Raw genomic sequence first — 24,091 nt, 5'->3', positions numbered from 1 at the left:
TCCCGCGTTGCTCACCAGCGCGTATCGCGGCTGTTGCCATCTGGTTACCGGATCAGGCCCAGCGGCACCGCACTACGTCGAACGCGCTTGTCACCGCAGGTGAGGGGTGCAAATGCCGCCCGTTCGAGCCTTAACCGACGGTAACCATCACCGTGTTTCCGCTCAGTACGTCGACCCGGACCGGATGGCCGAGCTGTGGCCGGGCCTCAACGTGGAGGACGTCGCCGCTGCTGCATGGGAGCCCCGGGGCGGGCGCGGAGAGGCGTACATGACGGGGATGGCGTTCGCGGCCGCCGCGCGTGCCCGCGGGGTGCGGGTCCGTCAGAGCACCCGCGTGGTCTCGCTGCTCCGCGGCTGTGGGGACCGGGTCGTGGGCGCCGAACTGGCCGACGGCACGGAGGTCCATGCCGAGCACGTGATCCTCGCGACCGGCGTGTGGGCCCCGCAGCTCGCCGCCACGGTCGGGTTGGACATCCCGGTCCGCGCGCAGCGCGCCCAGCTGGTGATGGTCGATCAGGGCGAACCGCTCGGGCAGGTCCCCACGCTGTCCGACCTGGTGGGCCTGCAGTACCTGTGCCGTGAGCCCAACGGGGAGATCCTGGCCGGCAACTCGGACCACACCTCGCCGCAGTTCATCGACCCCGACGCCTACTCCAACCGGGCCGACACCCGGACCGTGGAGAAGGTCGTCGAGCGGCTCATGCACCGCCTGCCGGACATGCCCGATCCGTCGATCACCGGTAGCTACGTGGGCGCGTACGACACCACGCCGGACTACAACCCGATCATCGGCCCGTCGCCGATCGAGGGGTTGTTCCTCGCGGTGGGGTTCTCCGGCCACGGGTTCAAGATGGCGCCCGCGGTCGGTCGACTGGTCGCGGAGCTGCTCACGGAGGGGACGACGACGATGAGCGGCGTCGACCCGGACGATTGTCGGTACGCCCGGTTCGCGGAAGGGCGTCCCACGACGAGCCTCAACCCGTACGTGGGCGCCGGCGAGATGCGCTGAGTCGCAGGGCCGGGCACGGACCCGCCCGGCGGGCGGGGTGAGCGGCGGGTTTCACGTGGAACTCGGTCGTTCACTCCTTCTTGAGCGCGTCCGTACACCGCAGCCGCAACTTCTCGAGCTCGCGGCCGTGTTCCTCGGCCCGCTCGACCAGCCTCTCCAGCGTGGGCCGGGGGAGCCGCGGGTCGCCGATGTCGAGCAGCGCCTTGAAGCCGAGCGTCTTACCGGTCACCGCGAGGGTCAGGGCCTCGAGCTCGACGAGGTCACTCAGGGGAGAACGCTCGGCGACGCGGCGGTTCGGCTTGAGCTGCCCGAACTTCTCGGCGGCCTTGGCGGGCAGGTCCTTGAGCAGCGAGGGCGACGTCCCCGCCAGCGTCATCAGCTCCTCGAGGCTCTGGAGGTCGTCCACGGTCTCGTCGCCGATCCGGGCCACGATCTTCCTGGTCTCCGGGTCCTGGTGGTCCTCGGCCACGCGGCGGAACAGGTCGATCCCTGCCGCTGCACCGGCGTGGTGGTCCTGCATGTACGTGTGCAACATCTCGGTGGCCATGTACTGACGGTACGAGAGCGGGCCGCGGTAGCAACCGGACGAGCGCCTCAGCGCGCGAGGAGCCCCTTGGCGATGTGGGTCACCTGGATCTCGTTGCTGCCGGCGTAGATCATGAGCGACTTGGCGTCCCGGGCGAGCTGCTCGACCCGGTACTCGGCCATGTACCCGTTGCCGCCGAAGAGCTGCACCGCGTCCATCGCCACGTCGGTGGCGGCCTCGGAGGAGTACAACTTCATCGCCGACGCCTCCGCGAGCGACAGGGGCTTGCCGGCCCGCGCGCGCTCGATGGAGTTGAAGACCATGTTGCGCACGTTCATGCGCGCCACCTCCATCTTCGCCAGCTTGAGCTGGATGAGCTGGAAGCGCCCGATCTCCTGGCCCCACAGGGTGCGCTCGCGGGAGTAGTCCACGCACAGCCGGTGGCACTCCTCGATGATGCCGAGCGCCATGGTCGCCACCCCGATGCGTTCGGCGGTGAAGCTCGACCGGGCCGACTCGCGACCGTCGCCGCCGCGGCCCTCCTCGGACTCGCCGAGCAACCGGTCCCGGCCGAGGCGGACGTTGTCGAAGAACAGCTCGCCGGTCGGGGAGCTGTGCAGGCCCATCTTCTTGAACGGCGGACCCTGCGTCAGGCCCTCCATCCCCTTGTCCAGGACAAAGGTGAGCACCTTGCGGTCGCGCGGGCTGACGTCCCGGTCGCCCTCGTCGAGCTTGGCGTAGACGATCATCACGTCGGCGTAGGGCCCGTTCGTGATGAACGTCTTCTGGCCGTTGAGGATGTAGTCCTCGCCATCGCGTCGCACGTAGGTGCGCATGCCGCCGAAGGCGTCGGAACCGGAGTCCGGCTCGGTGATGGCCCACGACGCGACCTTCTCCATGGTCACGATGCCGGGCAGCCAGCGTTCCTTCTGCGCGAGTGTCCCGCGGGACATGATCGTGGTGGCACCCAGCCCGAGGCTCACGCCGAGCGCGGAGACCAGACCCATGCACGCGCCGGCCAGTTCGCTGGTCACCACGGCCATCATGGAGTCCCGGCTCTCGAGGGCGCCGCCGGAATCGCCGCCGGAGTCGTCGTCCCCCCTCCCGCCGTCGCCGCGCGGCGCGTCACCGGATGCCGCCCCGCCGCCCGCGGCACCGACCGCCGCGCCGACGGTCTCCCTCGCCCGCTCCTTGGCCAGCATCTTCTCGACCCCGTCGCGGGCCATGGCATCGATGCCGAACTCGGCGAACAGCTTCCGGATGATCGGGTACGGCGGGATCTCACCGCTCTCCAGGGCGTCGAGTTGGGGGCGGATCTCCTTGGCGATGAAGGCGCGCACGGCGTCGCGGATCATCAGGTCGGTCTCGGACCACTCGTACATCGGCGTCTCGTCTCCTCGGTGCCCGGGCGTGTGCCGCGCGTCACTGCAACACGTGTCAGCTCAGTGTGTCGCGGACGGGGCGGTGGGCGCGGCCGATTGCGGCGAATGGCCGGCCCGGAGACGACGGGGTCGGGCACGCTCGGGGACATGAGTGCTCTCCGGGACAGTGCGCCGAACCGAGACCGCCGGCACGGGGCGGGCCGCGAGCAGCTCGGCCGGATCGGCCTGTGGACCGGCTCGCTGGAGGGACTGACGCCGGCGGCGATCCCCGACGTGCTCGGTGAACTCGACGACCAGGGCTGGGGCTCGCTGTGGTTCGGCGAGGCCGTCGGCCGGGAGGCCTTCACCGCCGCGCAGCTGTACCTGGGCGCCACGCGCCGGATGGCGATCGGCACCGGCATCGCCAACATCTACGGCCGCGACGCCTCGGCGGCGGGGGCGGCCGCCCGCACGATCGAGGCGATGCACCCGGGTCGGTTCGTCCTGGGCCTCGGCGTCTCGCACGCGCCGCTGGTCGAGCGCCACCGCGGCCACCACTACGGCCGGCCGCTGTCGGCGATGCGCGAGTACCTCGACGCGCTCGACCGGACTCAGCCCATGGCGGCGGGCGAGGACACCATGCCGCCGGTCGTGCTCGCCGCGCTCGGCCCCAAGATGCTCGAGTTGTCGCGCGACCGCACCGCCGGCGCCCACCCGTACCTGACGTTGCCCGAGCACACCGCGCGGGCGCGCGAGATCCTCGGCGGGACCGCCGACGACGGGCCGGCCCTGGTCGTGGAGCACGCCGCGGTGGTGGCCGAGGGGGTCGACGACGACGAGGTGTGGCGGTCGCGGGCCCACGATCACCTCAACGTCTATACGGGCCTGCCGAACTATCGGAACTCGTGGACCCGGCAGGGGTTCGACGAGTCGGACTACGTGCGCGGGGGCAGCGACCGGCTCAAGCACGCGATGGTCACCCGCGGGGTCGAGGCGACGCGGGCGCGTGTGCAGGAGCACCTCGACGCCGGTGCCTCGACCGTGCTGGTGCAGGTGCTCGGCGAGAACGTGCTGACGCCGCCGGTGGAGGACTGGCGCATCGCGGCCGAGGGGCTACTCGGCTGAGGTCTGCCAGCAGGCTTAGTGGCCCGGAGCGCGCCCTCTTCGGCTTGCGCTGCCGGAATGCACACGGATCGCCGGGGTGCGCTGCGGAAGTGGTCCATTCCGGGCGCGTAGGTCTAGCGCGGCAGCGGACCCCGGGGTGACGTGGGCTGCCGGCTCGCGTTATCCGGTTCGCCTGGTCCGCCTCAGTAGGGCATTGTCTCGACGATGATCGGACCCGCCGACGCGCCTCCGGTCGTGGTGAGTCGGTACTCGACCCGGCCCGCACCGGTGGAGATGATCGCCTGTTGCGGACTGGAGATCGGATCGGGGATACCGGTGGAGATCCGGGGCCAGGGGATCCCCGCGGTCTTCTCCCCGGTCGCGCCCGAGTCCAGGTTCTTCCACGAGAGCGTGGCGGTGAGGTTGCACGGACCCACGCCGAGTACGCCGAAACCCCAGCTGACACTGGCTGAGGCCGGGTAGCCGTCGCCGTTGAGGGTGGCGGACACGATGCCCATGCACGCGCCGGTGGGGGATCCGCCCGCGGCGATGAGCCGGTCGGGAGCGGGGAACAGGAGAGGGATCGCCTGGGAGGAGTCCTGGGCATTCGCGGTGGCCGGGGCCATGACGGCAGTGGTCAGCGCGACGGTCGTGGCGGCGAGGACGGCCCCCACGGAAACGGTTACTCGGCGGGTGTCCCGCCGGGTCGTGCCGGTGGTGTTCACCCGTCCCATGCTTGCACTAAGAGAAGGGTCATACAAGGTCTGGGGCGAGGTCAGGACATCACCCCGATTGCCGCCGCGGCGGTGAGGCCGACGGTCACAGACGCAAACGACGCAACACTCAGGAGCCGGAACCACACCGTGCCCGACGCGCCGGGGGAGAAGGCCATCGGCAGGAACAGCAGCGGGTTGAGCACCGTGCCGATCACGATGAGTACCTGGATCCACGCGGGGAGGTCGGGCAGGACCGCCCCGACGGCGATCACCAACACGCCCATGATCACGTAATCCAGGTGTAATTGCAGGAGACGCCGGGGCTCCCGGACCCCCGCCCTCTCGAACAGTCGGGGGAGAACGAGCTGGGCGGCCACCACCCATCCGGTCCAGGCGCCCACGGCGAGGAGGACGAGCCCGAACTTCACGAGGAACGACATGGCGGCGACGCTAACCGCGCCACCGGGGCCGGCGGGGCGGAATGAGAACCATGTCGACACCTGTCTGTAATGTCCGACAGGAGGCTCCGGACGAGAGGCTCCGTCGGGAGGACACGGGACTATGGCACCAGCTGGGGGCGGCGACACCGACAACGTGAGGTCCGACCAGAACGGCCTGGTCATGGTGTTGGCCTTCGGCGGGATCGTGGTGTCGCTCAGTCAGACGCTGGTGATCCCCCTGCTGGGGATGTTGCCCGCGATCCTCGACACCTCGGCGGCCAACGCGGCGTGGGTGGTGACCGTGACGCTGCTCGCCGGGGCGGTGGCGGGACCCCTCATGGGCCGACTGGGCGACCTGTACCCCAAGAAGTACATCCTGATCGCCTGCACCGCGGTCATGGTCGCCGGATCGATACTCTGCGCGCTGTCCTCGTCCCTGTGGCCCATGCTCGTCGGTCGCGCCCTGCAGGGAGTGGGGATCGGGGTGGTCCCGATCGGGATCGCCACCATGCGAGAGGTGCTCCCCCCGGCGCGTCTGGGGCCGGCGATCAGCATGATGAGTTCCTCCCTGGGCGTGGGCGGGGCGCTGGGACTGCCCGCCGCGGCGGCGTTGGCCCAGTACGGGGACTGGCAGTGGATGTTCTGGGGGTCGGCGGTCCTGGGGCTGGGGATCATCGTCCTCATGGGCGTGCGACTCCGCGTGCTGCCTGCGGGCAAGCCGGACGGTTCCCTCGACCTGATCGGCGCGTTCGGGTTGGCGGTGGGTCTCATCGCCCTTCTCCTGGCGGTGTCCAAGGGGGCCGACTGGGGTTGGACCTCACCGGTCACGCTGGGATCGTTCATCGTGGCGGCGCTGGCGTTCCCACTGTGGGGCCGCTGGGTGTTGCGCCATCCCTCGCCGATCGTCGACCTGCGGGTGGCTGCTCGACGACCGGTCCTTCTGACCAACATCGCCTCGATCATGATGGGCATGGGCCTCTACGCGCAGCTGCTCGTCATGCCGCAGGTCCTGCAGTTGCCGGTGGAGACCGGGCACGGGCTGGGGCAGTCGATGGTCGCCATGGGGCTGTGGACCGCGCCCGGCGGGTTGGCCATGATGGCCGTGGCGCCGCTGAGCGGTCGGCTCATCTCCACCCGTGGGCCGAAGTTCACCCTCATCCTCGGAGCTCTGGTGGTGGCCAGCGGCTATGTGTTCGGGCTGTTCCTGCTGGATTCCACGTGGGGCGTGATGCTGGCGGGCATCGTCACCAGCGGCGGCGTCGGCCTGGCCTACGGTGCGATGCCGGCGCTCATCATGGCCTCGGTACCGACGTCGGAGATGGGCTCGGCCAACAGTGTCAATGCGCTGATGCGCTCGATCGGGACGACGGCGTCCGCGGCGTTGATCGGTGTGGTTCTCACGCAGACGTCCATGGACTTCGAGGGGCTGTTCGTCCCCACCGAGGCCGGGTTCAGGATCGGTCTCGTGATCGGCTGCGGGGTGGCGCTGCTGGCCGCGGCGGTCGCGGCCACGATCCCGCCGCCGTGGGTGGAAAAGGCCGCCACGCCCCTGCCGGCCAGGAAGAACTGACCCGCCGCCGGCCCGCCGGCTGTCGGGCCGCGCGGACGGACTTCCCGCGGGATCAGTAGGCGCCGGACAGGATCCCGTCGGCCTGGCCCCGGCCGATCTTCGTGCTCACCCCGCACGCCGTGCACGTCGCGGCGTACGACGACCCCAGGGGGATGAGGGGGATGAAGAAGACCGAGAACGCCCGCGATCTCCGGTCGACCCGCTGTGCGGCGACTTTGCCGCAGTTCGGGCACGTGGCCCGGGCGAGCCCGAGGTTCCGGGAGGAGTTCTTGAAGCCGAAGATGAGGAACATCGGCCCAGCCTGACACCGCGCCGCGCCGCGCGCACCCGGTGTGGCGGAGCTCAGGCCCCGGGGCCCGAACCGTCCGCGGTCGACCGGGCGCGCGCGACGATCGCGTCCGCCAGTTCCCCCGGCCGCTCGTCGGGGATCCAGTGGCTGACTCCGCTGAGCTCGACGAACCGGTAGTCGGCGTCCACGTGGTCGCGGGTCCGTTCGGCGCCGCCACGGCCGAGGGCCGGGTCGCGGTCACTCCACACGAACGTGGTCGGGACACGGACCGGCGCGGTCGAGCCGGAGGGTGAGGCGAAGGGCAGGGCCCGGTACCAGCCGAGCCCACCGGGGATCGCCCCGGCGGCGACCATTTCCGTGCGGTAGCGCTCGATCATCTCGGGCGTCATCCCCATCCCGGCCAGGGCCTTCTCGGGCCGCGGGCCGGCCGAGGTGAGCAGCAGCTCCGGCAGGAACGGGAGCTGGAAGAGCCCGATATACCAGGACCGCAGCAGCTGATCGGAGGCGATCATCGCCTTGAGAAACGCGGCCGGGTGGGGCACCGACACGGCGGTGAGGCTGCGGATGCGGTCGGGGTGCGCTCCGGCGACCCCCCACGCCACGGCAGCACCCCAGTCGTGGCCCACCACGTGCGCGGTCGGCACACCGGCGGCGTCGAGCAGAGCGAGGACGTCCCCGACCAGCTCCGACAGCCGGTACGCGCGCCGGCCACGGGGGCGGGCGGATTCGCAGTATCCGCGTTGGTCCAGCGCCAGGGTGCGGTACCCGGCGGCGTGCAGAAGCGGTGCGACGAGGTCCCAGCTGGAGGTTCGCTGCGGGAAGCCGTGGAGCAGCACTATCACCTCGCCCTCGGCGGGCCCGGAGTCCACGGCGCGCAACTCCATGCCACTGCGGGGGAACCACAGGTCCGGGCGGTGGGCGCGCGGATCAACCGCGGACATATCCCCTCCTGACCGCCCGGTCGAGAATCCCGAGCGTCGCTCTGAGCGCCGATGCGTCCAGCACCGGCAGTACTCCCGAGTCACGCCACTTCGGGTGCGCGTCGGACCAGTCGTAGTAGCTGACGACCTCGGTCCTTGCATCGTCGCCGTCCACCGGGGTGAGGCGGTAGCCGTAGGTGTGCCCGATCGGGGGTCTGATGGCTCCGTCGATGGTCCAGGCGATCTCCGAGTCCGGCTCGAACCGGGTGATGATCACCGTGACGTCGTACTCGCCCAGGTCGTAGTCGCCGAGGGATTCGCGGTCCATGTGGACGACGAACCGGTCCCCCTCGGCGGTGACCACCGGCCCCTCGGCCGACTGGAGCATTCCCGAGGAGTCGATGGCCACGTGCCCGTCGGGATCGCAGAGCACGGCGAACACCCGGTCCGCCGGGGCCGAGATCACCCGCTGCGCCTCGAGACGCCGGTCTGCGGCGCCATCGCCGCCGGGGTGCTCCCCGGCAGGGGCCTCGCTGGTGTCGGCGTGGTCACTCATGGCCGTGACGCTACCCGCGTCCGCATCGTGCCGGGGACCTCTCGCGGTCCCCGGCACGATGCGCGTCACTCCTGCGCCGCTCCCTGCCTCAGATGCGGGCGGGGTCGGGACGCTCCCACACGCGGTGGTTGGCCAGCAGCGGCTTGAGCGCGGGCAGCACGCCGGCCGCCGCGTCCACCGCGACCACGCCCGGGGTGTCCGAGCTCAGTCCGAAGTCGACGTACCGGTCGATGGGCGCCAGGGTGGCGATGGCCTTCTTGTGCCGGTACATCTCGCTGATGAGCACGTCGGTCCGCGGGTGGGCGGGGAGGTCGACGACGACCAGGGCGTCGAACTCGATGGACCGCTGCGTCTGATAGGTCCGCGAGATCGCGACCGTCGCGTCGGGCTCACCCTCGCCCAGCCGGCCGCCGACCGGGCCGATCACGAGCGGGACCATGTCGTCGCCGAACACGGCCTGCTCGAGCTCCTTGACCACGGTGGGGTCGGAGTTCTCCGTGACGAGGATGCCGATCTGGCGCCCGTCGGACGGCCACTCCTTCCCGAGCTGGGACAACGCGGGGCTGGTGACGACCTCGACGACCGGGACCTTTGCGGGTGCGGGCAGCCCCAGCCCGGTCGCGACCGTGACCGCCAGGTCGTGGTCGATGTGGGCGAGTTGCTCGACCTGCCGGAGCTTGATGGCCTCCTCGTAGCACTTGCCCAGCTCGAACGCGTACGCCTCGGCGACGTGCGCCTTCTCCACCTCGGTGAGGCTGTTGTAGAACAGCGTGGCCTGCGAGTAGTGGTCGTCGAACGTCGCCGGTGCGTCGCGGACGATCTGCGCGTCGGCGATCTGCTGTGCCACCTCGACCAGCGCGCCATCGGTGGTGCCCGCCATGAACGGGCAGCCGCCGTCGAGGCTGTTGGGCTGGTACGGGGCCACTCCCACGTGGTCGGCGGACTGGTGGAAGCCGTCGCGGAGCATGTCGTTGACGGGGGCGTGCGGCCGGTTGATGGGGATCTGACCGAAGTTCGGCCCGCCCAGACGCGTGAGCTGGGTGTCCAGGTAGGAGAACAGCCGGCCCTGCAGCAGGGGGTCATTGGTCACGTCGATGCCCGGCACGAGGTGACCCGGGTGGAACGCGACCTGCTCGGTCTCCGCGAAGAAGTTCTTGACGTTCGCGTTGAGCGTCATCGTGCCGATCACCTGCACCGGCGCGAGCTCCTCGGGGACGATCTTGGTCGGGTCCAGCAGGTCGATGCCGTGGAACATCTCGCTGACGCCGTTCTCGTCGACCGTGTCCGGGAAGACCTGGATGCCCAGGTCCCAGCTGGGGAACGCCCCGGACTCGATCGCGTCGGCCAGGTCGCGGCGGTGGAAGTCCGGGTCCATGCCGGCGGTGATCTGGGCTTCCTCCCACACCTGCGAGTGGACGCCGAGGTGGGGCTTCCAGTGGAACTTCACCAGGCTGGTCTCGCCGGCGTCGTTGATGAGCCGGAACGTGTGGACGCCGAAGCCCTCCATCATCCGGTACGAACGCGGGATTCCGCGGTCTGACATGTTCCACAGGGTGTGGTGCTGCGCCTCGGTGTGCAGGGAGACGAAGTCCCAGAAGGTGTCGTGCGCGCTCTGGGCCTGCGGGATCTCGCGGTCCGGGTGCGGCTTGGCGGCGTGGACGACGTCGGGGAACTTGATGGCGTCCTGGATGAAGAACACCGGGATGTTGTTCCCGACCAGGTCCCAGGTGCCCTCGTCGGTGTAGAACTTGGTCGCGAACCCGCGGGTGTCGCGGACGGTGTCGGCGGACCCGCGGTTGCCGAGCACGGTGGAGAAGCGGACGAAGACCTCGGTCTCCTTGCCCTCGGCGAAGACCCCGGCCTTGCAGACGCTCGCGGCCGCGCCGTTGGCCTTGAAGACGCCGTGCGCGCCGGCGCCGCGGGCGTGGACCGCGCGCTCCGGGATGCGCTCGTGGTCGAAGTGCATGATCTTCTCGCGCAGGTGGTGGTCCTGGAGCAGGACCGGGCCGCGCCGGCCGGCCTTCTGCGAGTGATCGGTGTCGGAGAGCCGGGCGCCCTGGGCGGTGGTGAGGAACTGCCCCTGCTGGCGCATGACCTCCTCGCGGGCGGTGACCGAGCCGGGCGGCTCCGCGCCGGTCGGGCCGTACGGGGTGGCGCCCTTCTGGTCGGCCTTGGGCGGCAACGGGCTGGTGGGCTCGGTCGGTTCCTCGAGGGACGGCGGCCGGGACCCCGGGGTGCCGGGGACGACGTCGGCGCTGCCGACCAGGTCGTCGGCGAGTTGCTCGGCCTTGTCGACGATCTTCTCGGCGGCGGACCGGGCGGTGGACTTGGAATCTGACCTCTTGTCGGGCATGGCGCTCCTTCGCGGGTGGGAATCGTGCGTCCGGGACCTACTGGCTCCGTGGAGCCATGCGCGGAATTCTGCCCGTGCTCGCGTTCCCCGCAACCGCTCGCGACCCAACTGCCGGGAGCGCCTGTTACCCGCCCGCCCCGGTCCCGGGGTCCTGGTGTGTCGGGGTCGGCGGCGCCAGCGCCTCCGCCAGGAAGTGCGCTGCCCGGGCGCTGTTGAGCGCGATGTCGTAGTCCGGTGATTCGCGCCAGTAACGGATGACCGAGATGTAGGTGGAGCCAACCATTTGGGCGAGGAAGCGCAGCGGCAGGTCCTCGCGCACCTCCCCGGCGGGCACTCCCGGGGCCAGTACCCGGGCCATGGTGGACGTGAGCTGCTCGGTGCGGGCGGCACTCACCGCGGGGACCGCGAGTTCGCGCTCGAGCTCGCCGGTCAGCGATGCGAAGTAGACCGGAGCGGCGGCGGCGGTGGCCGCGACGTCCTCGAACAACCGATCGAGTCGACCGGAGGTGGTCAGTGGCTCGGACAGCAGGTCGTCGACAAGGAGTCCGAGCGTGGCCACGTGGGCGTCGTGGAGGGCGATGACGATGCCGTGCTTGTTCTGGAAGTAGTTGAAGAACGTCGCGCGGGAGACGCCGGCCGCCTCGGCGATCTCCTCCGCCGTGGTCTCGGCGACCCCGCGTTCGGCGAAGAGCTGACGGGCGGCCTGCAGCAGGCTCGTGCGGACCGCGTGCTTGTTGTGCGCGCGCCGGGAGGAGTCGGGCGGCGGTTCGGTGTCGATCGGCGGCCACGTCTGCATCTGTCGTCTCGTCCCCTCATCAGCGGCCCGGCGGCTCGCAGTGCGTCCGGGTCCACGATATCCGTCGGCGGAAAACCTAGACGCGAGTCTAGGTTTGTGGTGTGATCTAGCTCACCGCCCGGATGAAGGGCGCTTCACCGGAAGAAGGAACGACGGACATGAGCCAGGACGTGACGGCGGACGACGTCAAGAGCGACATCACCACCACGACCACCGACCTCGACGAGGTCCGGGCCCGACTGGAGACGTGGCTGGCCGAGCGGGTGGGCAGCACGGGACCGGTCCGCGTGACGTCGATCCGGCGCCCCGAGAGCTCGGGCATGTCGAGCATCTCCGTCCTGCTCGACGCCGAGTGGACCGCTAACGGGCGCGACGAGCGCGCGGAGTTGGTGGCCCGACTCGCGCCGGAGGCCTCTTCGTTCCCGGTGTTCCCCGACTATGACCTGGCCGGGCAGGCCGCCGTGATGCGCGCCGTCCGCGAGCGGACCGACCTGCCGGTGCCCGACGTCCGCTGGGTCGAGGACTCGCCCGAGATCCTGGGCGTGCCCTTCCTGGTGATGGACCGTGTCTCCGGCCGGGTCCCCGTCGACAACCCGCCGTACGTGTTCGGCGGCTGGGTGGTGGAGGAGCTGGACGAGACCGGGCGGGCGCGGGTGCGCGACGTGAGCGTGGACATCCTGGCCCGTGTTCACGGCATCCCGGACCCACGGACCGCGCTCGGGGACGCCGCGCCGGCCGTCGGCGTCGACAGTCTCCGGGCCCACGTGGAGAACGAGCGCGCCTACTACGAGTGGACCCGGCGGGAGGACGGTCTCCGGATCCCGGTCCTGGAGAGGGCGTTCGACTGGATCGAGGCGAACTGGCCCACCGAGCTGTCGCCCGACGTGCTCTGCTGGGGCGACGCCAGGATCGGCAATATCATCTTCGATGGGGTCGAGCCCGCCGCCGTGCTCGACTGGGAGTCGGCCACGCTCGCGCCGCCGGAGCTCGACCTGGGCTGGTTCCTGTTCTTCCACGACATGTTCCAGGAGATCGCCGAGCAGTGGGACTTCCCCGGCCTGCCCGACCTATTCCCCCACGACGCTGTGGTCGCCCGATACGAGGAGCTCACCGGGTCACCGGTTCGCGAGCTGGAGTTCTTCCGCACCTACGCCGCCCTGCGCCACGGCATCGTGATGTCGCAGATCGCTCGCCGCCGCGTCCACTTCGGCGAGGTCGAGGCGCACGAGAACCCGGACGAGTACGTCCTGCACCACGCCATGCTCGCGCGGATGATCGCCGACTGACACCCGGGCGGACCGACCGCACCGCCGCCGCACCACCGCACCACACCGCCGCCCCCGGCATGTACCACCGCCCCAGAGAATTCCCAGGAGAGTCCATGACGATCAAGCCCGCGCCACTCGACGAGTACCCGGTGCACCAGTCCCCGTTGTCGATGGCGCAGGTCGCCACGAGTGACCGCAACTTCTACGACCGCTATTACTTCAACGCCCATGACCGGACCGGGGACGTCTACCTCGTCACCGGACTGGGGGTGTACCCCAATCTCGGCGTGATCGACGCCTTCGCCACCGTCCGACAGGGCGACCGGCAACGCTCGGTCCGCTTCTCCGACGCCAGCGACGAGCGGTCCCTCGACTCGGTCGTGGGCGGGTACCGGGTCGAGGTGATCGAGCCGCTGCGGACCGTCCGCCTGCTCTGCGAGCACGAGGACCTCTCGTTCGACCTCACCTGGCACGGCTCGTTCGAGGCGGTCCTCGAGGAGCGGCACATGCTGCTCGACGGGCCCCGGCCGATTCTCGATGCGACACGCTTCGCCCAGGTCGGTAGCTGGTCCGGGACGCTCACCGCCGAGGGCACCGACTACACCGTGGACCCGGACGTGTGGATGGGCAGCCGCGACCGCTCCTGGGGCATTCGTCCCAGCGGCGACCCGGAGCCCAAGGGTCGCTCGGCCGACGAGCCGCGTGAGGGCCACTGGTGGACGTACGTACCGCTGCGGTTCGACGACTACGCGCTGATGATCATCATGCAGGAGAGCCCGGACGGTCACCGCACCCTGAGCCACGCCACCCGCACGTGGAAGGACGGCCGGATCGAGCAGCTGGGCTGGCCGCGCGTGGAGATCGACTACCGCAGCGGTACCCGGCACCCCGAGACCGCGCGGATCCACCTCACCGCGCCCACCGGCGAGCCGGTGGTGGTGGAGGTGGAGACCCTCGGCTACATCCCACTGAGCATGGGATCCGGATACGTGGGCGACCCGGACTGGCAGCACGGCCAGTGGAAGGGGCGCGGCTGGAGCCTGTCGACGGCCTACGACCTCGCGGATCCCGACGTGCAGGCGTTCATGCCGTACCAGACCATCGACCACATCGCCCGGGCCACGTGTGACGGCGCGGAGGGCTGGGGCATGTTCGAGCACGCCGTGCTGGGCCGCCACGACCCGAGCGGGTTCACGGACTGGACCGATCTGGCCCGATGACGACACTGCTCCATGACGACACCGCCCGGTGAAGCCGTCTGAGAATTCTTCACACCCGTTTATCCTGAGGTCATGACACCAGGCCCGCCGCCCCCCGGCCCGACCGCCGCCCCGTTCGACCGTGCGCATCTGCCGTACCCGGTCCTGCTGGCGGCGGGCTGGTCGGCGTGCCTGCTCCTCATCGCGGGCGGCGGGTGGCTCGTCGGGCAGGCGGTCGGTCGGCTGTCGGTCATCATCGCGCCGCTGGCGATCGCGGTCCTGCTCGCGGCCATGCTCCGCCCGGTGGTCGACCGCATCCCGGCGCGGGTCCCTCGGGCTGCGGCGGCCCTCGTCGTCGTCGTCGGAGTCCTCGCGGTCATCCTCGCCGCGCTCGCGGCGGTCACCACCCAGCTCGCCACAGGCGTGCCCCGCATGCGTGACCAGATCTCGTCGGGCACCGACTCCGCACTGCGGTGGCTCGAGGAGGGCCCGCTGCACCTCACCGCGGACCGACTGCAGGAGGCCGTCACCCAGGCCCGCACTTGGATCGAGTCGAACTCCGAGGCGGTCGCCGCCGGCGCGGTCCAGTTCGGCCACACCGCCGTCGACGCGGTGGCGGGCGTCCTCATCTGCCTGGTGTCGCTGTTCTTCTTCCTCTATCACGGGGAGAAGCTGTGGGAGTTCTTCGTCCGATGGCTGCCCCGGGCGAGCCGGGAGCACGTCGACACGGCGTTCCGGCGCGGGTGGGGCAGCCTCGGTGCGTACACGCGCACCCAGCTCACCGTGGCCGCGATCAACGCCGCGGGGGTCGGCATCGGCGCGCTGCTGCTGCGGGTGCCGTTCGTGATCCCCATCGTCGTGGTGGTGTTCCTGGCGTCGTTCGTGCCCATCGTCGGCACCCTCGTGGCCGGGGTGATCCCCACGGTCCTGGCGCTGGTGGAGCGGGGCCCGGCGATCGCGATCGCGATGCTGGCGATCGTCGTGGTCGTCCACCAGCTCGAGTCGCACGTGCTCCAGCCACTGCTCATGGGCCACGCCGTGGCGCTGCACCCGCTCGCGGTGATCCTCGTAGTCACGGCCGGCACGTACCTGTTCGGTGTCGTGGGTGCACTGTTCGCGGTCCCGGTCACCGCGATGGCCAACACCGTCGTGCGCCACCTCGCGGCCCGGGGCGGCGCGGCCCGGGGCGGCGCGGACAGGGGCGACGCGGACGGCGGCGGTTCGGACGACGGCGACGCGGACCTCGGGCCGGGGTTGGTGCCCGGGCGCGACGAGGTGTCCGGACCCGACGGTGGGGAGGACATCCGGGGGGACGACGACGAGGCGCTCCAGACCGGGCACGACGACGATCCCGATCCCGCCGAACCGGTCGTGAGGGTCCCTGACCATGCGCCGCGATGACGGGCGGGCCGCTGCTCGGACCCCCGGCGTGGAGGTCGTGCGCTCGAGCGTCGTGCCCGCGCCCCGGGACCGGGTGTGGGCGCGGGTCGTCACCGCCGAGGGGGTAGCGGACGAGTTCGGCCCGCTCCTGACGATGCGGTTCCCGAGGTCGCTGCGGGGGGCGTCGATCGCGGACCTCCCGCTGGGCCGGCCGGCGGGGCGGGCGTGGATCCTCTTGGCGGGCGTCGTCCCGGTGGAATTCGACGACCTGGTGGTCACCGAGCTGGAGGCGCCCCGGTATTTCCGGGAACGTTCGAGCCTGGGCTCGTGCCGCGTCTGGGAGCACCGACGGGAGCTCGAGGCCCTGCCCGACGGCTCCACCCGGGTGACGGACTCCCTGCGGGCCGAACCCCGGACGGTGCTGCCGGGGTCGGTGGTGCGGATGGTGGTCAGTGCGCTGTTCCGCCACCGGCACAGGCGGCTGATCCGAAGATTTTCCGCCCGTATGTGACGCGGGGAACTGCGTCGACGTCGCCGTGGGCGCACAATGACGGTAGGTGCTCCCTGCGACGAGATACGGCGCGGGAGGCCGTCCCCGAGGGGGAATCACTATGCAGACCGCGACACTCCACGGACGAGAGCTGGCCTACCGCGAGGCGGGTGCCGGCGAGGGCAAGCCGACGATCCTGCTCATCCACGGCATGGCCGGCAGCTCGACCACCTGGCGCGAACTCATCCCGCGTCTGGACGCCCACTTCCACGTCATCGCCCCGGACCTGCCCGGTCACGGGGAGAGTTCACTCGACTTCGACGACTACTCGCTCGGCGCGATGGCCTCCGCCCTGCGCGACCTGTTGGTGGTCAAGGGCATCAAGCGATGCACGGTCATCGGGCAATCGCTCGGCGGCGGCGTCGCCATGCAGTTCGTCTACCAGTACCCGGAATACTGCGAGCGGATCGTCCTGATCGGCAGCGGCGGCCTGGGCAAGGAGGTCAACTGGATCCTCCGGATGCTGGCCGTCCCCGGCGCCGAGCTCCTGTTGACGGTCGGCGCGGCCCCGGTCTTCGTCAACGCCGGGAACTCGGTGGGGCGTTTCTTCTCCGGCCTGGGCATCCGTGCGGACGCGATCACCGAGTCCTGGTCGGCCTATGACTCGCTCAGCAGGCCGGGTCACCGCAAGACGTTCTTCAAGACGTTGCGCGCGGTCGTGGACAACAAGGGACAAGCGGTGTCGGCGGCCAACCGGCTGCACCTGGCCGGGCAGTTGCCGTTCCAGTTGATCTGGGGCGACCGCGACCCGATCATCCCCATGTCGCACGGGCACGCCACCCACGAAGCGATCCCCGGCAGCCGCCTGGCGATCGTGGAGCGGACCGGCCACTACCCGCACGTCGAAGACCCGGCGGCTGTCGAGCGGATCATCGTGGAGTTCATGACCGAGACCCGGCCGGGGCACATCGACCCGGAGACGCTCAGCGACCTCGTGGCGGCGGGGGCCCATCTGCAGGAGCCTCATCCGCCGGAGCCCCACAGCTGACGGCCCGGGCGGGCGGAAAAACTCGGCCCCGGCTCCCTCGAGGGGGGCCGGGGCCGAGTCGGATGACTACGCCTGTCAGCGGCTGGTCGCAGCCGCCGCGCGAGTCGCTATCAGGAGCCGAACGCGGGCAGCTCGGTGTCGTCGGCGGGCTCGTCGCCCTCGACGTCACCGCCGGCCAGCGAGCCCAGCAGCTCGGCCGAGCCGGCATCCGCGGTCTCGTCGTCATCGCCCGGGATCTCGGCGTCGATGCCGCGGAGGATGTCGATGGCGCCGGCGATGTCACCGGTGAACGCGGCACCGACCGCGGCGGTGGCGTTGGCCTCGCACTCCTCGCCGCTCAGCCCGGGCACCACACCCTCGGCCGAGCCGAGGAAGTCGTAGGCGGAGATGGTGCCGCACAGCTGCTCGGCGATGGCGGAGACCTCGGCGGGGGTCTCGACCTCGTCGAGGTCCTCCTCGGTGACCTCCGTCAGGGTGGTGTCGGTGCCCTGGATCTGGTCGTTGGCCTCCTCGGCGGCGGCGAGGCCGGCACCGGCGAAGGACAGGGCGGCTGCGGAACCGATCACTGCGATGGTCTTCTTCATGTGGGTCGCACCTTTCTCTCGGGATTCCGGGGGTCTCCCAGCGATATGGCGGCAACCGTAACCGCCGCCCCTGCGGCTTGGCTGTGATGGTCGTCACACCGGCTGGGGTCGGTGGGTGGCGGCTGGTGGCGATACGCAGGGGGAACGAGTGCTCCGCGAATTCTTCTTCATACATCCACCCGGCCTGGTGATCGTTTGCCGGGCCGGACGAATTCGGGGACTCTTGACGCATGAGTGGAACTGCCGAGATCTATGACGCCGTCCTGAACCCGGGCAAGCTGGAGCTGCTCCGGGCGTGGGTCCGCCACCAGGACTGGTTCGACGGTGACCCGGAGGTCCTCGAGCAGGTGACGGCCTACCGGTTCGTCGACCCCGCCGGCGAGGTCGGGATGGAGTGCTTCCTGCTCACCGACGGCTCGCGCACCTTCCACGTACCCGTGACCTACCGGGGCTCCGAGCTCGACGGCGCCACTCTGGTCGGCGAGATGGAGCACTCGGTGCTCGGCCGACGCTGGGTCTACGACGCCTCCGCCGATCCCGTCTACCTCGCCGAGGTCCGCCGGGTGATCAGTCACCGGGACGTCGCGGCCGATCATCTCCAGGTGGAGGACGGGTCGATCACCCCGTCGCCGGTGAACGTCCGCGGCGGGGGTGACGGGATCACCCAGGGCGACGACCCGGAGCTGCGGGTCATCCGCGTCGTGTCCGAGGAGAACGACGCGGAGGCCGACGGCCCGCTCGTCGGCTCACCGGGCACGCTCACGGCGACCTGGGAGGACGAGGACGGGTCGCACACCGCGGTCCTCGTCGTCGTCTCCTGACCTGACGCGCGCGGAACGCAGGACACCGCCCCCCGCCTGAGACCAGGTGGGGGGCGGTGTCGTCGCGCGGTGGAGGCGTGAGCCCGCCACCGTGGCGGGCGAGCGGTTAGGCGCTCTTGATGGCCGAGACCTCGATCTCGAGGGTGACCTTCTCCGAGACCAGCACGCCGCCGGTCTCGAGCGCGGCGTTCCAGGTGAGGCCGAAGTCGCTGCGGTTGAGGGTGGTGGTGCCCTCGAAGCCCGCGCGCAGGTTGCCGAACGGGTCGGTGGCCGTGCCCGCGTACTCGAAGGGGATCGTCACGGACTTGGTCGTGCCCTTGATCGTGAGGTCGCCGGTCACGTCCACGCCGCCCGAGCCGTTGGCGGCGATCTTCGTAGAGGTGAACGTGATCTCGGGGTAGGTCTCCATGTCGAAGAAGTCGTTGGACTTCAGGTGGCCGTCCCGATCAGCGTTGCGGGTGTCGATCGAGGTGGCGTTGATGGTGACCTGGGCGGTGGCGCCCTCGATGCCCTCGGCCGGGACGGTGACGGTTCCGGTGAAGTCGTTGAACGAGCCGCGGACCTTGGTGACCATCGCGTGGCGGGTGACGAAGCCCAACCGGGTGTGCGTGTCGTCGAGGGTCCAGGTGCCGGTCAGGTCGGTGAGGTTGGTGGTCATGGTGACTCCTTGGGGTGGGGTTGCCCGCCCGGCGGGCCGGACGAGTGCTTGTTGTGTCACCCACTATAGGTCGCGCTCTATGACGTGTCAACAACTATTCTCGGGGGCTCCCGCGCTCACCGGGCCGCGGGGTCAGCCGACGTGCCGCTGCAGGAAGTGCAGCGCGTGCTCGACCGCCCGGTCGTGGCACGGGCGACCGGCGAAGAGGTCGAAGTGATCGCCCGGGTAGTGGCGGACCTCGGCCCGCGCGGCGAAGGCGGCCGTGGCGGAGGCGTGCGGCGGGGCGCTGCGGTCGAGGTCGGCGATCTGGACCAGCACGGGGACGACGACGAGGTCTTCCGCGTGCCGGCCGGGCCGGAACGAGCCCAGCTCGGTGCCGATGGAGGCGCCCACCTCGTTCCGCCAGGTCGGCCCGGCGACCGAGGTGTAGGCCTCCTCGTACCCGTCCAGGGACAACAGTGCGGCCGACCCGGGCGGGCCGACCAAGGGGAGCAGCGGCTCGGGGCGACCCGCCGCCGACACCGCCCTGGCGGCGATCGCGGAACCCGTCGCCCGCAGGAGCGAGGCGGGCGTGTGCTGGCGGGCCGCGGCCAGGGCTGCGGCCCGCCCGTCGACCAGGGGGATCATCGCGATGACGGCGGCGACGTCGTCCCGGCCGCGCGCCACCTCCATGACGTGGCCCCCCGCGAGCGAGCAACCCCACAGCACGATGCGCTCCGGGTCGACGTCGGGCCGGGCGGCCGCCGCGGCGATCGCCGCACGGTAGTCGTCCTGCTGGCGCGCGGGGGAGACGACCTGGCGGGGCTGACCATCGGAGCGACCGAAGCCGCGGTAGTCGAAGACGAGCGCGTGGTACCCGGCGGCCGCGAACGCCCCGGCGAACGGCATGAGCCCGGAGTCGGCGGTCCCGCCCAGTCCGTGCGCCAGCACCACGCATGGGCGTCGCGCGTCACCACCGTCGTCGGGGGCGCCCGCGCCGGCGGCGGGCAGGAACCATCCGCGGCACTCGGCGGCGTCGGCCCCGGATCCGGAGCGGAAGGCGATGTCGACGGGGCTGGTCATGCGGTTCTCCCTGGGGCTGCTGCGGCGTCCACCGCGGGGTCGGGTCGGCCGTACAGCGCGCGGACCCACATGTCCGTGGCGACGGACAGCAGTGGCTCGCGGGGGCCGTCGGTGTCGAAGGCCAGTCGCTCGAGCACGGTCTCGTTGATGTGGATGAGCCCCACGGCGAGCGCGTCCGCGTCCACACCGTCCGGTGCTCGACCGGTCTCACGTTCCGCGCGCAGGAACTCGGCGACCGGGGCGGCCATCACCCGGCGGCCCTCGTCCCACAGGGCGCGCGTCTGCGCGTGCTTGCTCCGGGCGGTGAGCAGGGCCCGGTAGATGTGGGCGTTCTCCAACACGCGGTCGGTGAGCTTCTCGAGGGCACGGGCGACACGCGGGCGGAAGTCGCCCTCGCCCCCCACGATCGTCTCGACCGCCGCCTGCGCCTCGTCCTGCACGGCGGCCAGCAGGACGCCCACGGCGGCGGCCTTGGAGTCGAAGTAGAAGTAGAACGCGGACCGGGTGATCCCCGCGGACACGGTGAGGTCGGCCACCGAGATGTCGTCCAGTGGGGTGGTGCGTAACCGGTCGTCGAGGGCGGCGAGCAGGGCCTCGCGGCGGCGGTCGCCGCGCGGGGAGGTGTTCGCCGACGGGGCGGCCGGCGTCACGTCGTCACCCGGGCGCGCAGGGCGGTGCCGCGCTCGCGGGCGCGCTCGAGCCCCCGCGGGATCTCGCGGGTCCGCAGGTCCCGCTCGTAGAGGAAGTAGTCCACCTGCTGCTGGTGGCGCGGGGTGTCCAGCATGTGGCCGATGTACTTCTTCTCGTCCTCCAGGATCACCCGCTCCATCTCCGCGACCGGTGGCGTGCGGTACAGGCCCGCCGCCCACGCGGCGACGAGGCGGGCCTGGGCCTCGACGAACGGGAACAACGTCGGGGTGGACTGGGCGAAGCCGACAAAGACGAGATCCTCGATGCCCGGGGTGAACATCCGCTTGTAGAGCGGGACGTGGTTGTGGTCGTCGGCGCTGAGGAAGTCGCGGTCGAAGAACGGGAAGGTGGTGTTGTACCCGGTGGCCTGGATGATCACGTCGAACTCGTCGCTCGTGCCGTCCTCGAAGTGGACGGTGCGGCCGTCCAGTCGTGCGATGTTCCCCTTGGCGACGACGTCTCCGGAACCCAGTCGCAGCGGCAACTCGACCGACTGCGTGGGGTGGGCCTCGAAGAACTTGTGGTTGGGGGTGGGCAGTCCGTAGGACTCCGGCCGCCCGGCCGACATCGGCTGCATCGCCTGGATGGCCTTGCGCTGCCAGGAGTACGGGATGTACGGGAAGGTCGCGAAGTACTTGTCGGCCGGCTTCCCGGCGATGTACTTGGGCACGATCCACGCGCCCGACCTGGTGGACAGCGTGACCTCGTTGCGCATGGCCTTGGACGACAGCTCGACCGCGATGTCCGCGGCGCTGTTGCCCAGGCCCACGACGAGGATCTTCTTGTCCATGAGGTGCAGGGGATCCCACGGGTCGATGTAGGCGTGCGAGTGGATCATCTCCCCGGTGAACTCGCCGGGGAAGTCTGCGAAGCGCGGGTCCCAGTGGTGCCCGTTGCCCACGACGAGGCCGTCGAAGTGCAGGGTCTCGGTCCCGCCGCCGGCCTCCTGTGCGGCCGAGCCGGTGCGTGCGGTGGTCAGTTCCCACCCGCCGTCCGGCAGCCGCTCGGCCCGGGTGACCCGCGTCTCGAACTCGATGGCCGGCAGCAGGTCGAAGGCCTCGGCGTAGTCGTCGAGGTACTGCTTGATCTGGCTGTGGTGGGGGAAGTCCGGGAACTCCTCCGGCATGGGGAAGTCCCGGAAACTCAGCTGGTGCTTGGAGGTGTCGATGTGCAGGGAGCGGTACGCGCTCGAGCTCCCGTTGGGGTTGTCGAACGCCCAGTTCCCGCCGATCCGGTCCGACGCCTCGAAGCACACCGCGTCAATCCCGTAGTCGCGGAGCATCTTCAGCGTCGTCAGGCCGCTGATGCCCGCGCCGATCACGGCGATCTGGCAGGTGGATGTCATGCGAACCCCTTCGGCGGATCCCTCGGCGAGGCAGACTCGCCGACGAGAGAGCTATGGCGCGGATCACACTATGGCGCGTCTTGACGGTCGTCAACAGCTTCCTCTGCCCGGGTGGGACACGCCACCCCGGGCTCGGCGCGAACCCTACTGGAGGCCCCATGGACACCGACCGCCACCACTCGTCGTCTGCCGGGGGTGAGAGTGACTCGGGCGGTGCCGGTGTGGGCGGCCCGGGCCGGTCCGCGATCATCGTGGGAGGCGCCTCGGGCATCGGCTGGGCCACTGCCCGGGCTCTCGCCGCCGACGGCTGGCAGGTCACGATCGCCGACCTCGACGCGGACCTCGCCGTCGCCCGCGTGACCGAGCTCGGGTCCTTCCGCGGCGTCGGATCGGCCCACACGGCCCGGGCCGTGGACGTGATCGACGAGGCGTCCGTGGAGGCGCTGTTCGCCGGGGCCGCCCCGGACCTGGTGGTGACCACGGCCGGTGTCAGCACACTGGGTCTGGTCACCGACCACGACACCGCAGAGTTCCGCCGGGTGGTCGATGTGTGCCTGACCGGCGCGTTCCTGGTGTTCAAGCACGGCGGCCGGGTGGTCCGCGACGGCGGGTCCATGGTCGCGATCGCCTCCCTCAACGCGCGGCAGCCCGGCCGGGGGATGGCGGCCTACTGTGCCGCCAAGGCGGGCCTGGTGATGCTCGCCCAGGTCGCGGCACTCGAGCTGGGCGAGCGCGGGGTCCGGGTCAACACCGTGTCGCCGGGGTTCCTCGTCACGCCGCTCACCGAACCCGTCCTGCAGATCCCGGGCCTGGCAGAGGAGTACGCGGAGAACTCCGCGATCGCCCACCGGGGGACCGCCGAGGACGTCGCCCGCGCCGTGCTGCACCTCGCCGCGGCGGACTGGATGACCGGCGAGGACCTCGCGGTCGACGGCGGCGCCCAGCTGCGCCGCTACCCGGACGTGCTCGGGCTGGCGACCAGGGCGTTCTCGTGACCGCGCTGCGGGGCCCGCGGCTCGCGGGGGCGTCGGCCGTCGTCACCGGCGGCGGATCCGGGATCGGTGCGGCCCTCAGCCGCGCCCTCGTCGCGGCGGGCGCGCACGTGGTGGTGGCCGACATCGATCTCGCCGCCGCGCGTCGGGTCGTCGAGGAGGTGACGACGACGAGGTCCGGCCCCGGCACCGGGTCGGCGGGCGCCGGGAGTGCGGAACCGGCGCAGCTCGACGTCACCGACGCCGCCGCCGTGTCGGCCCTCGTCGAGGAGGTGGTCGCCACTCGCGGCAAGCTGGACCTGATGTTCGCCAATGCCGGCATCACCTGGGGCGGCGACACCGACAAGCTCACCCTCGAGCAGTGGAACGCGATCATCGACGTCAACATCCGTGGGGTGGTCCACTGCGTGCACGCCGCGTACCCGCACATGATCGACCGCGGCGTCGGGGCGATCGTGCTCACCGCGTCGATGGGTGGGTTGTGCCCGGCGGGACTGATCACCAGTTACGCCATGACCAAACACGCGGTCGTCGGACTCGGGCTGTCCCTGCGCGCCGAGGCCGCCGGACACGGGGTGGGCGTGACGGTGGTGTGCCCGGCCGCGGTCGACACCGCGATTCTCGACAAGGGCGAGCTGGACGGCTTCGACGGCCGTCACTTCTATCTCGACGGCCAGGGGGTGCGACGCCCGATGGATCCCGACCGGTTGGCGGCCCGTGTCCTCGAGGGGGTCGACCGCAATCGCGCGCTCGTGGTCGAACCCGCCCGCGCCCGCGCCACGTGGCGTCTGCAGCGGCTCGCACCCGGGGTGATGGACAGGATGATCGCCCGGTACGTGCGCGCCTCCCGAGCCAGGAGGGGGGAGGCCCCGGTGACGGGACGAGACACTCCCGCGCCACATAGGTGACGGATC

General features: G+C 70.9%; 24 protein-coding genes and 1 pseudogene. 11 read left to right on the top strand and 14 right to left on the bottom strand.

All coding sequences use genetic code 11. The features are described from left to right. Window positions 1–154: 154 nt before the first annotated feature. Window positions 155–1,009: pseudogene (locus tag AC3DE3_RS17020) on the top strand (NAD(P)/FAD-dependent oxidoreductase); the annotation flags it as partial. 70 nt (window positions 1,010–1,079) lie between these two features. Here AC3DE3_RS17020 and AC3DE3_RS17015 read toward each other — a convergent pair. Beyond that, window positions 1,080–1,556 (bottom strand): hypothetical protein, encoded by a 477-nt coding sequence (locus tag AC3DE3_RS17015; protein WP_260486198.1) that lies wholly within the window; start codon window positions 1,554–1,556, stop codon window positions 1,080–1,082. Between the two features lie 47 nt (window positions 1,557–1,603). After that, window positions 1,604–2,917: an acyl-CoA dehydrogenase family protein gene (locus AC3DE3_RS17010; protein ID WP_488370811.1), complete on the bottom strand. Its 1,314-nt coding sequence runs from the start codon at window positions 2,915–2,917 to the stop codon at window positions 1,604–1,606. A 147-nt stretch (window positions 2,918–3,064) separates the two neighbouring features. Here AC3DE3_RS17010 and AC3DE3_RS17005 point away from each other — a divergent pair, with 147 nt between their 5' ends. Further along, window positions 3,065–4,021: a TIGR03620 family F420-dependent LLM class oxidoreductase gene (locus tag AC3DE3_RS17005; protein ID WP_260486200.1), complete on the top strand. Its 957-nt coding sequence runs from the start codon at window positions 3,065–3,067 to the stop codon at window positions 4,019–4,021. 182 nt (window positions 4,022–4,203) lie between these two features. Here the strand turns inward: AC3DE3_RS17005 and AC3DE3_RS17000 are convergent, their stop codons facing one another. Beyond that, entirely contained in the window at window positions 4,204–4,734 is a 531-nt protein-coding gene (locus AC3DE3_RS17000) for a hypothetical protein (RefSeq protein WP_488370810.1), read from the bottom strand. A 41-nt stretch (window positions 4,735–4,775) separates the two neighbouring features. Continuing rightward, window positions 4,776–5,156 (bottom strand): hypothetical protein, encoded by a 381-nt coding sequence (locus AC3DE3_RS16995; protein WP_488370808.1) that lies wholly within the window; start codon window positions 5,154–5,156, stop codon window positions 4,776–4,778. Window positions 5,157–5,277: 121 nt separating this feature from the next. Between AC3DE3_RS16995 and AC3DE3_RS16990 the strand changes: the two genes are divergently transcribed. After that, window positions 5,278–6,726, top strand: a complete 1,449-nt coding sequence (locus AC3DE3_RS16990; RefSeq protein ID WP_488370806.1) for an MFS transporter — start codon at window positions 5,278–5,280, stop codon at window positions 6,724–6,726. 52 nt (window positions 6,727–6,778) lie between these two features. On the opposite strand, the gene AC3DE3_RS16985 is transcribed toward AC3DE3_RS16990, so the two are convergent. The 5 genes from AC3DE3_RS16985 to AC3DE3_RS16965 all read right to left on the bottom strand — a co-directional run bounded on the left by AC3DE3_RS16985 (window position 6,779) and on the right by AC3DE3_RS16965 (window position 11,640). Further along, a complete protein-coding gene (locus AC3DE3_RS16985) occupies window positions 6,779–7,018 on the bottom strand; it encodes a zinc-ribbon domain-containing protein (RefSeq protein WP_488370804.1) in 240 nt (79 codons plus the stop codon). Window positions 7,019–7,068: 50 nt separating this feature from the next. Continuing rightward, window positions 7,069–7,956: an alpha/beta fold hydrolase gene (locus AC3DE3_RS16980; RefSeq protein ID WP_488370802.1), complete on the bottom strand. Its 888-nt coding sequence runs from the start codon at window positions 7,954–7,956 to the stop codon at window positions 7,069–7,071. Next, window positions 7,943–8,491, bottom strand: a complete 549-nt coding sequence (locus tag AC3DE3_RS16975; RefSeq protein WP_260486206.1) for an SRPBCC family protein — start codon at window positions 8,489–8,491, stop codon at window positions 7,943–7,945. Before AC3DE3_RS16975 ends, AC3DE3_RS16980 begins: the two co-directional genes overlap by 14 nt. Window positions 8,492–8,579: 88 nt before the next feature. Then, window positions 8,580–10,844 (bottom strand): catalase, encoded by a 2,265-nt coding sequence (locus AC3DE3_RS16970; protein ID WP_260486207.1) that lies wholly within the window; start codon window positions 10,842–10,844, stop codon window positions 8,580–8,582. A 124-nt stretch (window positions 10,845–10,968) separates the two neighbouring features. Next, complete coding sequence (locus AC3DE3_RS16965; RefSeq protein ID WP_488370800.1) at window positions 10,969–11,640, bottom strand: TetR/AcrR family transcriptional regulator; 672 nt, start codon at window positions 11,638–11,640, stop codon at window positions 10,969–10,971. A 158-nt stretch (window positions 11,641–11,798) separates the two neighbouring features. Here AC3DE3_RS16965 and AC3DE3_RS16960 point away from each other — a divergent pair, with 158 nt between their 5' ends. The 5 genes from AC3DE3_RS16960 to AC3DE3_RS16940 all read left to right on the top strand — a co-directional run bounded on the left by AC3DE3_RS16960 (window position 11,799) and on the right by AC3DE3_RS16940 (window position 17,025). Beyond that, the gene (locus AC3DE3_RS16960) at window positions 11,799–12,926 is read left to right on the top strand and encodes a phosphotransferase family protein (RefSeq protein ID WP_488370798.1); all 1,128 of its coding nucleotides are present in this window, start codon (window positions 11,799–11,801) and stop codon (window positions 12,924–12,926) included. A gap of 95 nt (window positions 12,927–13,021) precedes the next feature. Then, window positions 13,022–14,128, top strand: a complete 1,107-nt coding sequence (locus AC3DE3_RS16955) for an Rv3169 family protein (protein WP_488370797.1) — start codon at window positions 13,022–13,024, stop codon at window positions 14,126–14,128. Window positions 14,129–14,200: 72 nt separating this feature from the next. Continuing rightward, window positions 14,201–15,508 carry an AI-2E family transporter gene (locus tag AC3DE3_RS16950; protein ID WP_488370796.1) on the top strand — a complete coding sequence of 436 codons (1,308 nt, stop codon included), beginning with the start codon at window positions 14,201–14,203 and terminating at the stop codon, window positions 15,506–15,508. Further along, a complete protein-coding gene (locus AC3DE3_RS16945) occupies window positions 15,495–15,998 on the top strand; it encodes a hypothetical protein (RefSeq protein WP_488370794.1) in 504 nt (167 codons plus the stop codon). Before AC3DE3_RS16950 ends, AC3DE3_RS16945 begins: the two co-directional genes overlap by 14 nt. A gap of 100 nt (window positions 15,999–16,098) precedes the next feature. Next, complete coding sequence (locus tag AC3DE3_RS16940; protein ID WP_488370792.1) at window positions 16,099–17,025, top strand: alpha/beta fold hydrolase; 927 nt, start codon at window positions 16,099–16,101, stop codon at window positions 17,023–17,025. Between the two features lie 110 nt (window positions 17,026–17,135). On the opposite strand, the gene AC3DE3_RS16935 is transcribed toward AC3DE3_RS16940, so the two are convergent. Continuing rightward, entirely contained in the window at window positions 17,136–17,609 is a 474-nt protein-coding gene (locus tag AC3DE3_RS16935; RefSeq protein ID WP_488370791.1) for a hypothetical protein, read from the bottom strand. 230 nt (window positions 17,610–17,839) lie between these two features. Between AC3DE3_RS16935 and AC3DE3_RS16930 the strand changes: the two genes are divergently transcribed. Further along, window positions 17,840–18,430, top strand: coding sequence for a maltokinase N-terminal cap-like domain-containing protein (locus AC3DE3_RS16930; protein WP_260486215.1), 591 nt, complete (start codon window positions 17,840–17,842; stop codon window positions 18,428–18,430). Between the two features lie 106 nt (window positions 18,431–18,536). On the opposite strand, the gene AC3DE3_RS16925 is transcribed toward AC3DE3_RS16930, so the two are convergent. From AC3DE3_RS16925 to AC3DE3_RS16910, 4 genes are all read right to left on the bottom strand, one after another. Further along, window positions 18,537–19,088 carry a YceI family protein gene (locus AC3DE3_RS16925; protein ID WP_260486216.1) on the bottom strand — a complete coding sequence of 184 codons (552 nt, stop codon included), beginning with the start codon at window positions 19,086–19,088 and terminating at the stop codon, window positions 18,537–18,539. A 132-nt stretch (window positions 19,089–19,220) separates the two neighbouring features. Beyond that, complete coding sequence (locus AC3DE3_RS16920; protein WP_488370790.1) at window positions 19,221–20,150, bottom strand: alpha/beta hydrolase; 930 nt, start codon at window positions 20,148–20,150, stop codon at window positions 19,221–19,223. Next, window positions 20,147–20,800 carry a TetR/AcrR family transcriptional regulator gene (locus AC3DE3_RS16915; RefSeq protein ID WP_488370788.1) on the bottom strand — a complete coding sequence of 218 codons (654 nt, stop codon included), beginning with the start codon at window positions 20,798–20,800 and terminating at the stop codon, window positions 20,147–20,149. The genes AC3DE3_RS16920 and AC3DE3_RS16915 overlap by 4 nt, the downstream gene beginning before the upstream one ends. Next, window positions 20,797–22,185, bottom strand: coding sequence for a flavin-containing monooxygenase (locus AC3DE3_RS16910; RefSeq protein ID WP_488370787.1), 1,389 nt, complete (start codon window positions 22,183–22,185; stop codon window positions 20,797–20,799). Before AC3DE3_RS16910 ends, AC3DE3_RS16915 begins: the two co-directional genes overlap by 4 nt. A gap of 158 nt (window positions 22,186–22,343) precedes the next feature. On the opposite strand from AC3DE3_RS16910, the gene AC3DE3_RS16905 reads away from it, so the two are divergent. Next, window positions 22,344–23,180, top strand: coding sequence for an SDR family NAD(P)-dependent oxidoreductase (locus AC3DE3_RS16905; protein ID WP_488370786.1), 837 nt, complete (start codon window positions 22,344–22,346; stop codon window positions 23,178–23,180). After that, window positions 23,177–24,085, top strand: a complete 909-nt coding sequence (locus AC3DE3_RS16900) for an SDR family NAD(P)-dependent oxidoreductase (RefSeq protein WP_488370785.1) — start codon at window positions 23,177–23,179, stop codon at window positions 24,083–24,085. Before AC3DE3_RS16905 ends, AC3DE3_RS16900 begins: the two co-directional genes overlap by 4 nt. The last annotated feature ends 6 nt before the right edge of the window (window positions 24,086–24,091 follow it).

The organism is Dietzia sp. IBK-p2-16D, assembly GCF_057773085.1.
The sequence above is the reverse complement of the archived record's forward strand: the minus strand, read 5'-3'. Positions and strand labels throughout refer to the sequence as shown.

Bases quoted from the DNA above. Each gene is read 5' to 3' on its own strand.
- AC3DE3_RS17015 (WP_260486198.1), bottom strand. From the start codon at position 1,556: ATGGCCACCGAGATGTTGCACACGTACATGCAGGACCACCACGCCGGT.
- AC3DE3_RS17010 (WP_488370811.1), bottom strand. From the start codon at position 2,917: ATGTACGAGTGGTCCGAGACCGACCTGATGATCCGCGACGCCGTGCGC.
- AC3DE3_RS17005 (WP_260486200.1), top strand. From the start codon at position 3,065: ATGAGTGCTCTCCGGGACAGTGCGCCGAACCGAGACCGCCGGCACGGG.
- AC3DE3_RS17000 (WP_488370810.1), bottom strand. From the start codon at position 4,734: ATGGGACGGGTGAACACCACCGGCACGACCCGGCGGGACACCCGCCGA.
- AC3DE3_RS16995 (WP_488370808.1), bottom strand. From the start codon at position 5,156: ATGTCGTTCCTCGTGAAGTTCGGGCTCGTCCTCCTCGCCGTGGGCGCC.
- AC3DE3_RS16990 (WP_488370806.1), top strand. From the start codon at position 5,278: ATGGCACCAGCTGGGGGCGGCGACACCGACAACGTGAGGTCCGACCAG.
- AC3DE3_RS16985 (WP_488370804.1), bottom strand. From the start codon at position 7,018: ATGTTCCTCATCTTCGGCTTCAAGAACTCCTCCCGGAACCTCGGGCTC.
- AC3DE3_RS16980 (WP_488370802.1), bottom strand. From the start codon at position 7,956: ATGTCCGCGGTTGATCCGCGCGCCCACCGCCCGGACCTGTGGTTCCCC.
- AC3DE3_RS16975 (WP_260486206.1), bottom strand. From the start codon at position 8,491: ATGAGTGACCACGCCGACACCAGCGAGGCCCCTGCCGGGGAGCACCCC.
- AC3DE3_RS16970 (WP_260486207.1), bottom strand. From the start codon at position 10,844: ATGCCCGACAAGAGGTCAGATTCCAAGTCCACCGCCCGGTCCGCCGCC.
- AC3DE3_RS16965 (WP_488370800.1), bottom strand. From the start codon at position 11,640: ATGCAGACGTGGCCGCCGATCGACACCGAACCGCCGCCCGACTCCTCC.
- AC3DE3_RS16960 (WP_488370798.1), top strand. From the start codon at position 11,799: ATGAGCCAGGACGTGACGGCGGACGACGTCAAGAGCGACATCACCACC.
- AC3DE3_RS16955 (WP_488370797.1), top strand. From the start codon at position 13,022: ATGACGATCAAGCCCGCGCCACTCGACGAGTACCCGGTGCACCAGTCC.
- AC3DE3_RS16950 (WP_488370796.1), top strand. From the start codon at position 14,201: ATGACACCAGGCCCGCCGCCCCCCGGCCCGACCGCCGCCCCGTTCGAC.
- AC3DE3_RS16945 (WP_488370794.1), top strand. From the start codon at position 15,495: ATGCGCCGCGATGACGGGCGGGCCGCTGCTCGGACCCCCGGCGTGGAG.
- AC3DE3_RS16940 (WP_488370792.1), top strand. From the start codon at position 16,099: ATGCAGACCGCGACACTCCACGGACGAGAGCTGGCCTACCGCGAGGCG.
- AC3DE3_RS16935 (WP_488370791.1), bottom strand. From the start codon at position 17,609: ATGAAGAAGACCATCGCAGTGATCGGTTCCGCAGCCGCCCTGTCCTTC.
- AC3DE3_RS16930 (WP_260486215.1), top strand. From the start codon at position 17,840: ATGAGTGGAACTGCCGAGATCTATGACGCCGTCCTGAACCCGGGCAAG.
- AC3DE3_RS16925 (WP_260486216.1), bottom strand. From the start codon at position 19,088: ATGACCACCAACCTCACCGACCTGACCGGCACCTGGACCCTCGACGAC.
- AC3DE3_RS16920 (WP_488370790.1), bottom strand. From the start codon at position 20,150: ATGACCAGCCCCGTCGACATCGCCTTCCGCTCCGGATCCGGGGCCGAC.
- AC3DE3_RS16910 (WP_488370787.1), bottom strand. From the start codon at position 22,185: ATGACATCCACCTGCCAGATCGCCGTGATCGGCGCGGGCATCAGCGGC.
- AC3DE3_RS16905 (WP_488370786.1), top strand. From the start codon at position 22,344: ATGGACACCGACCGCCACCACTCGTCGTCTGCCGGGGGTGAGAGTGAC.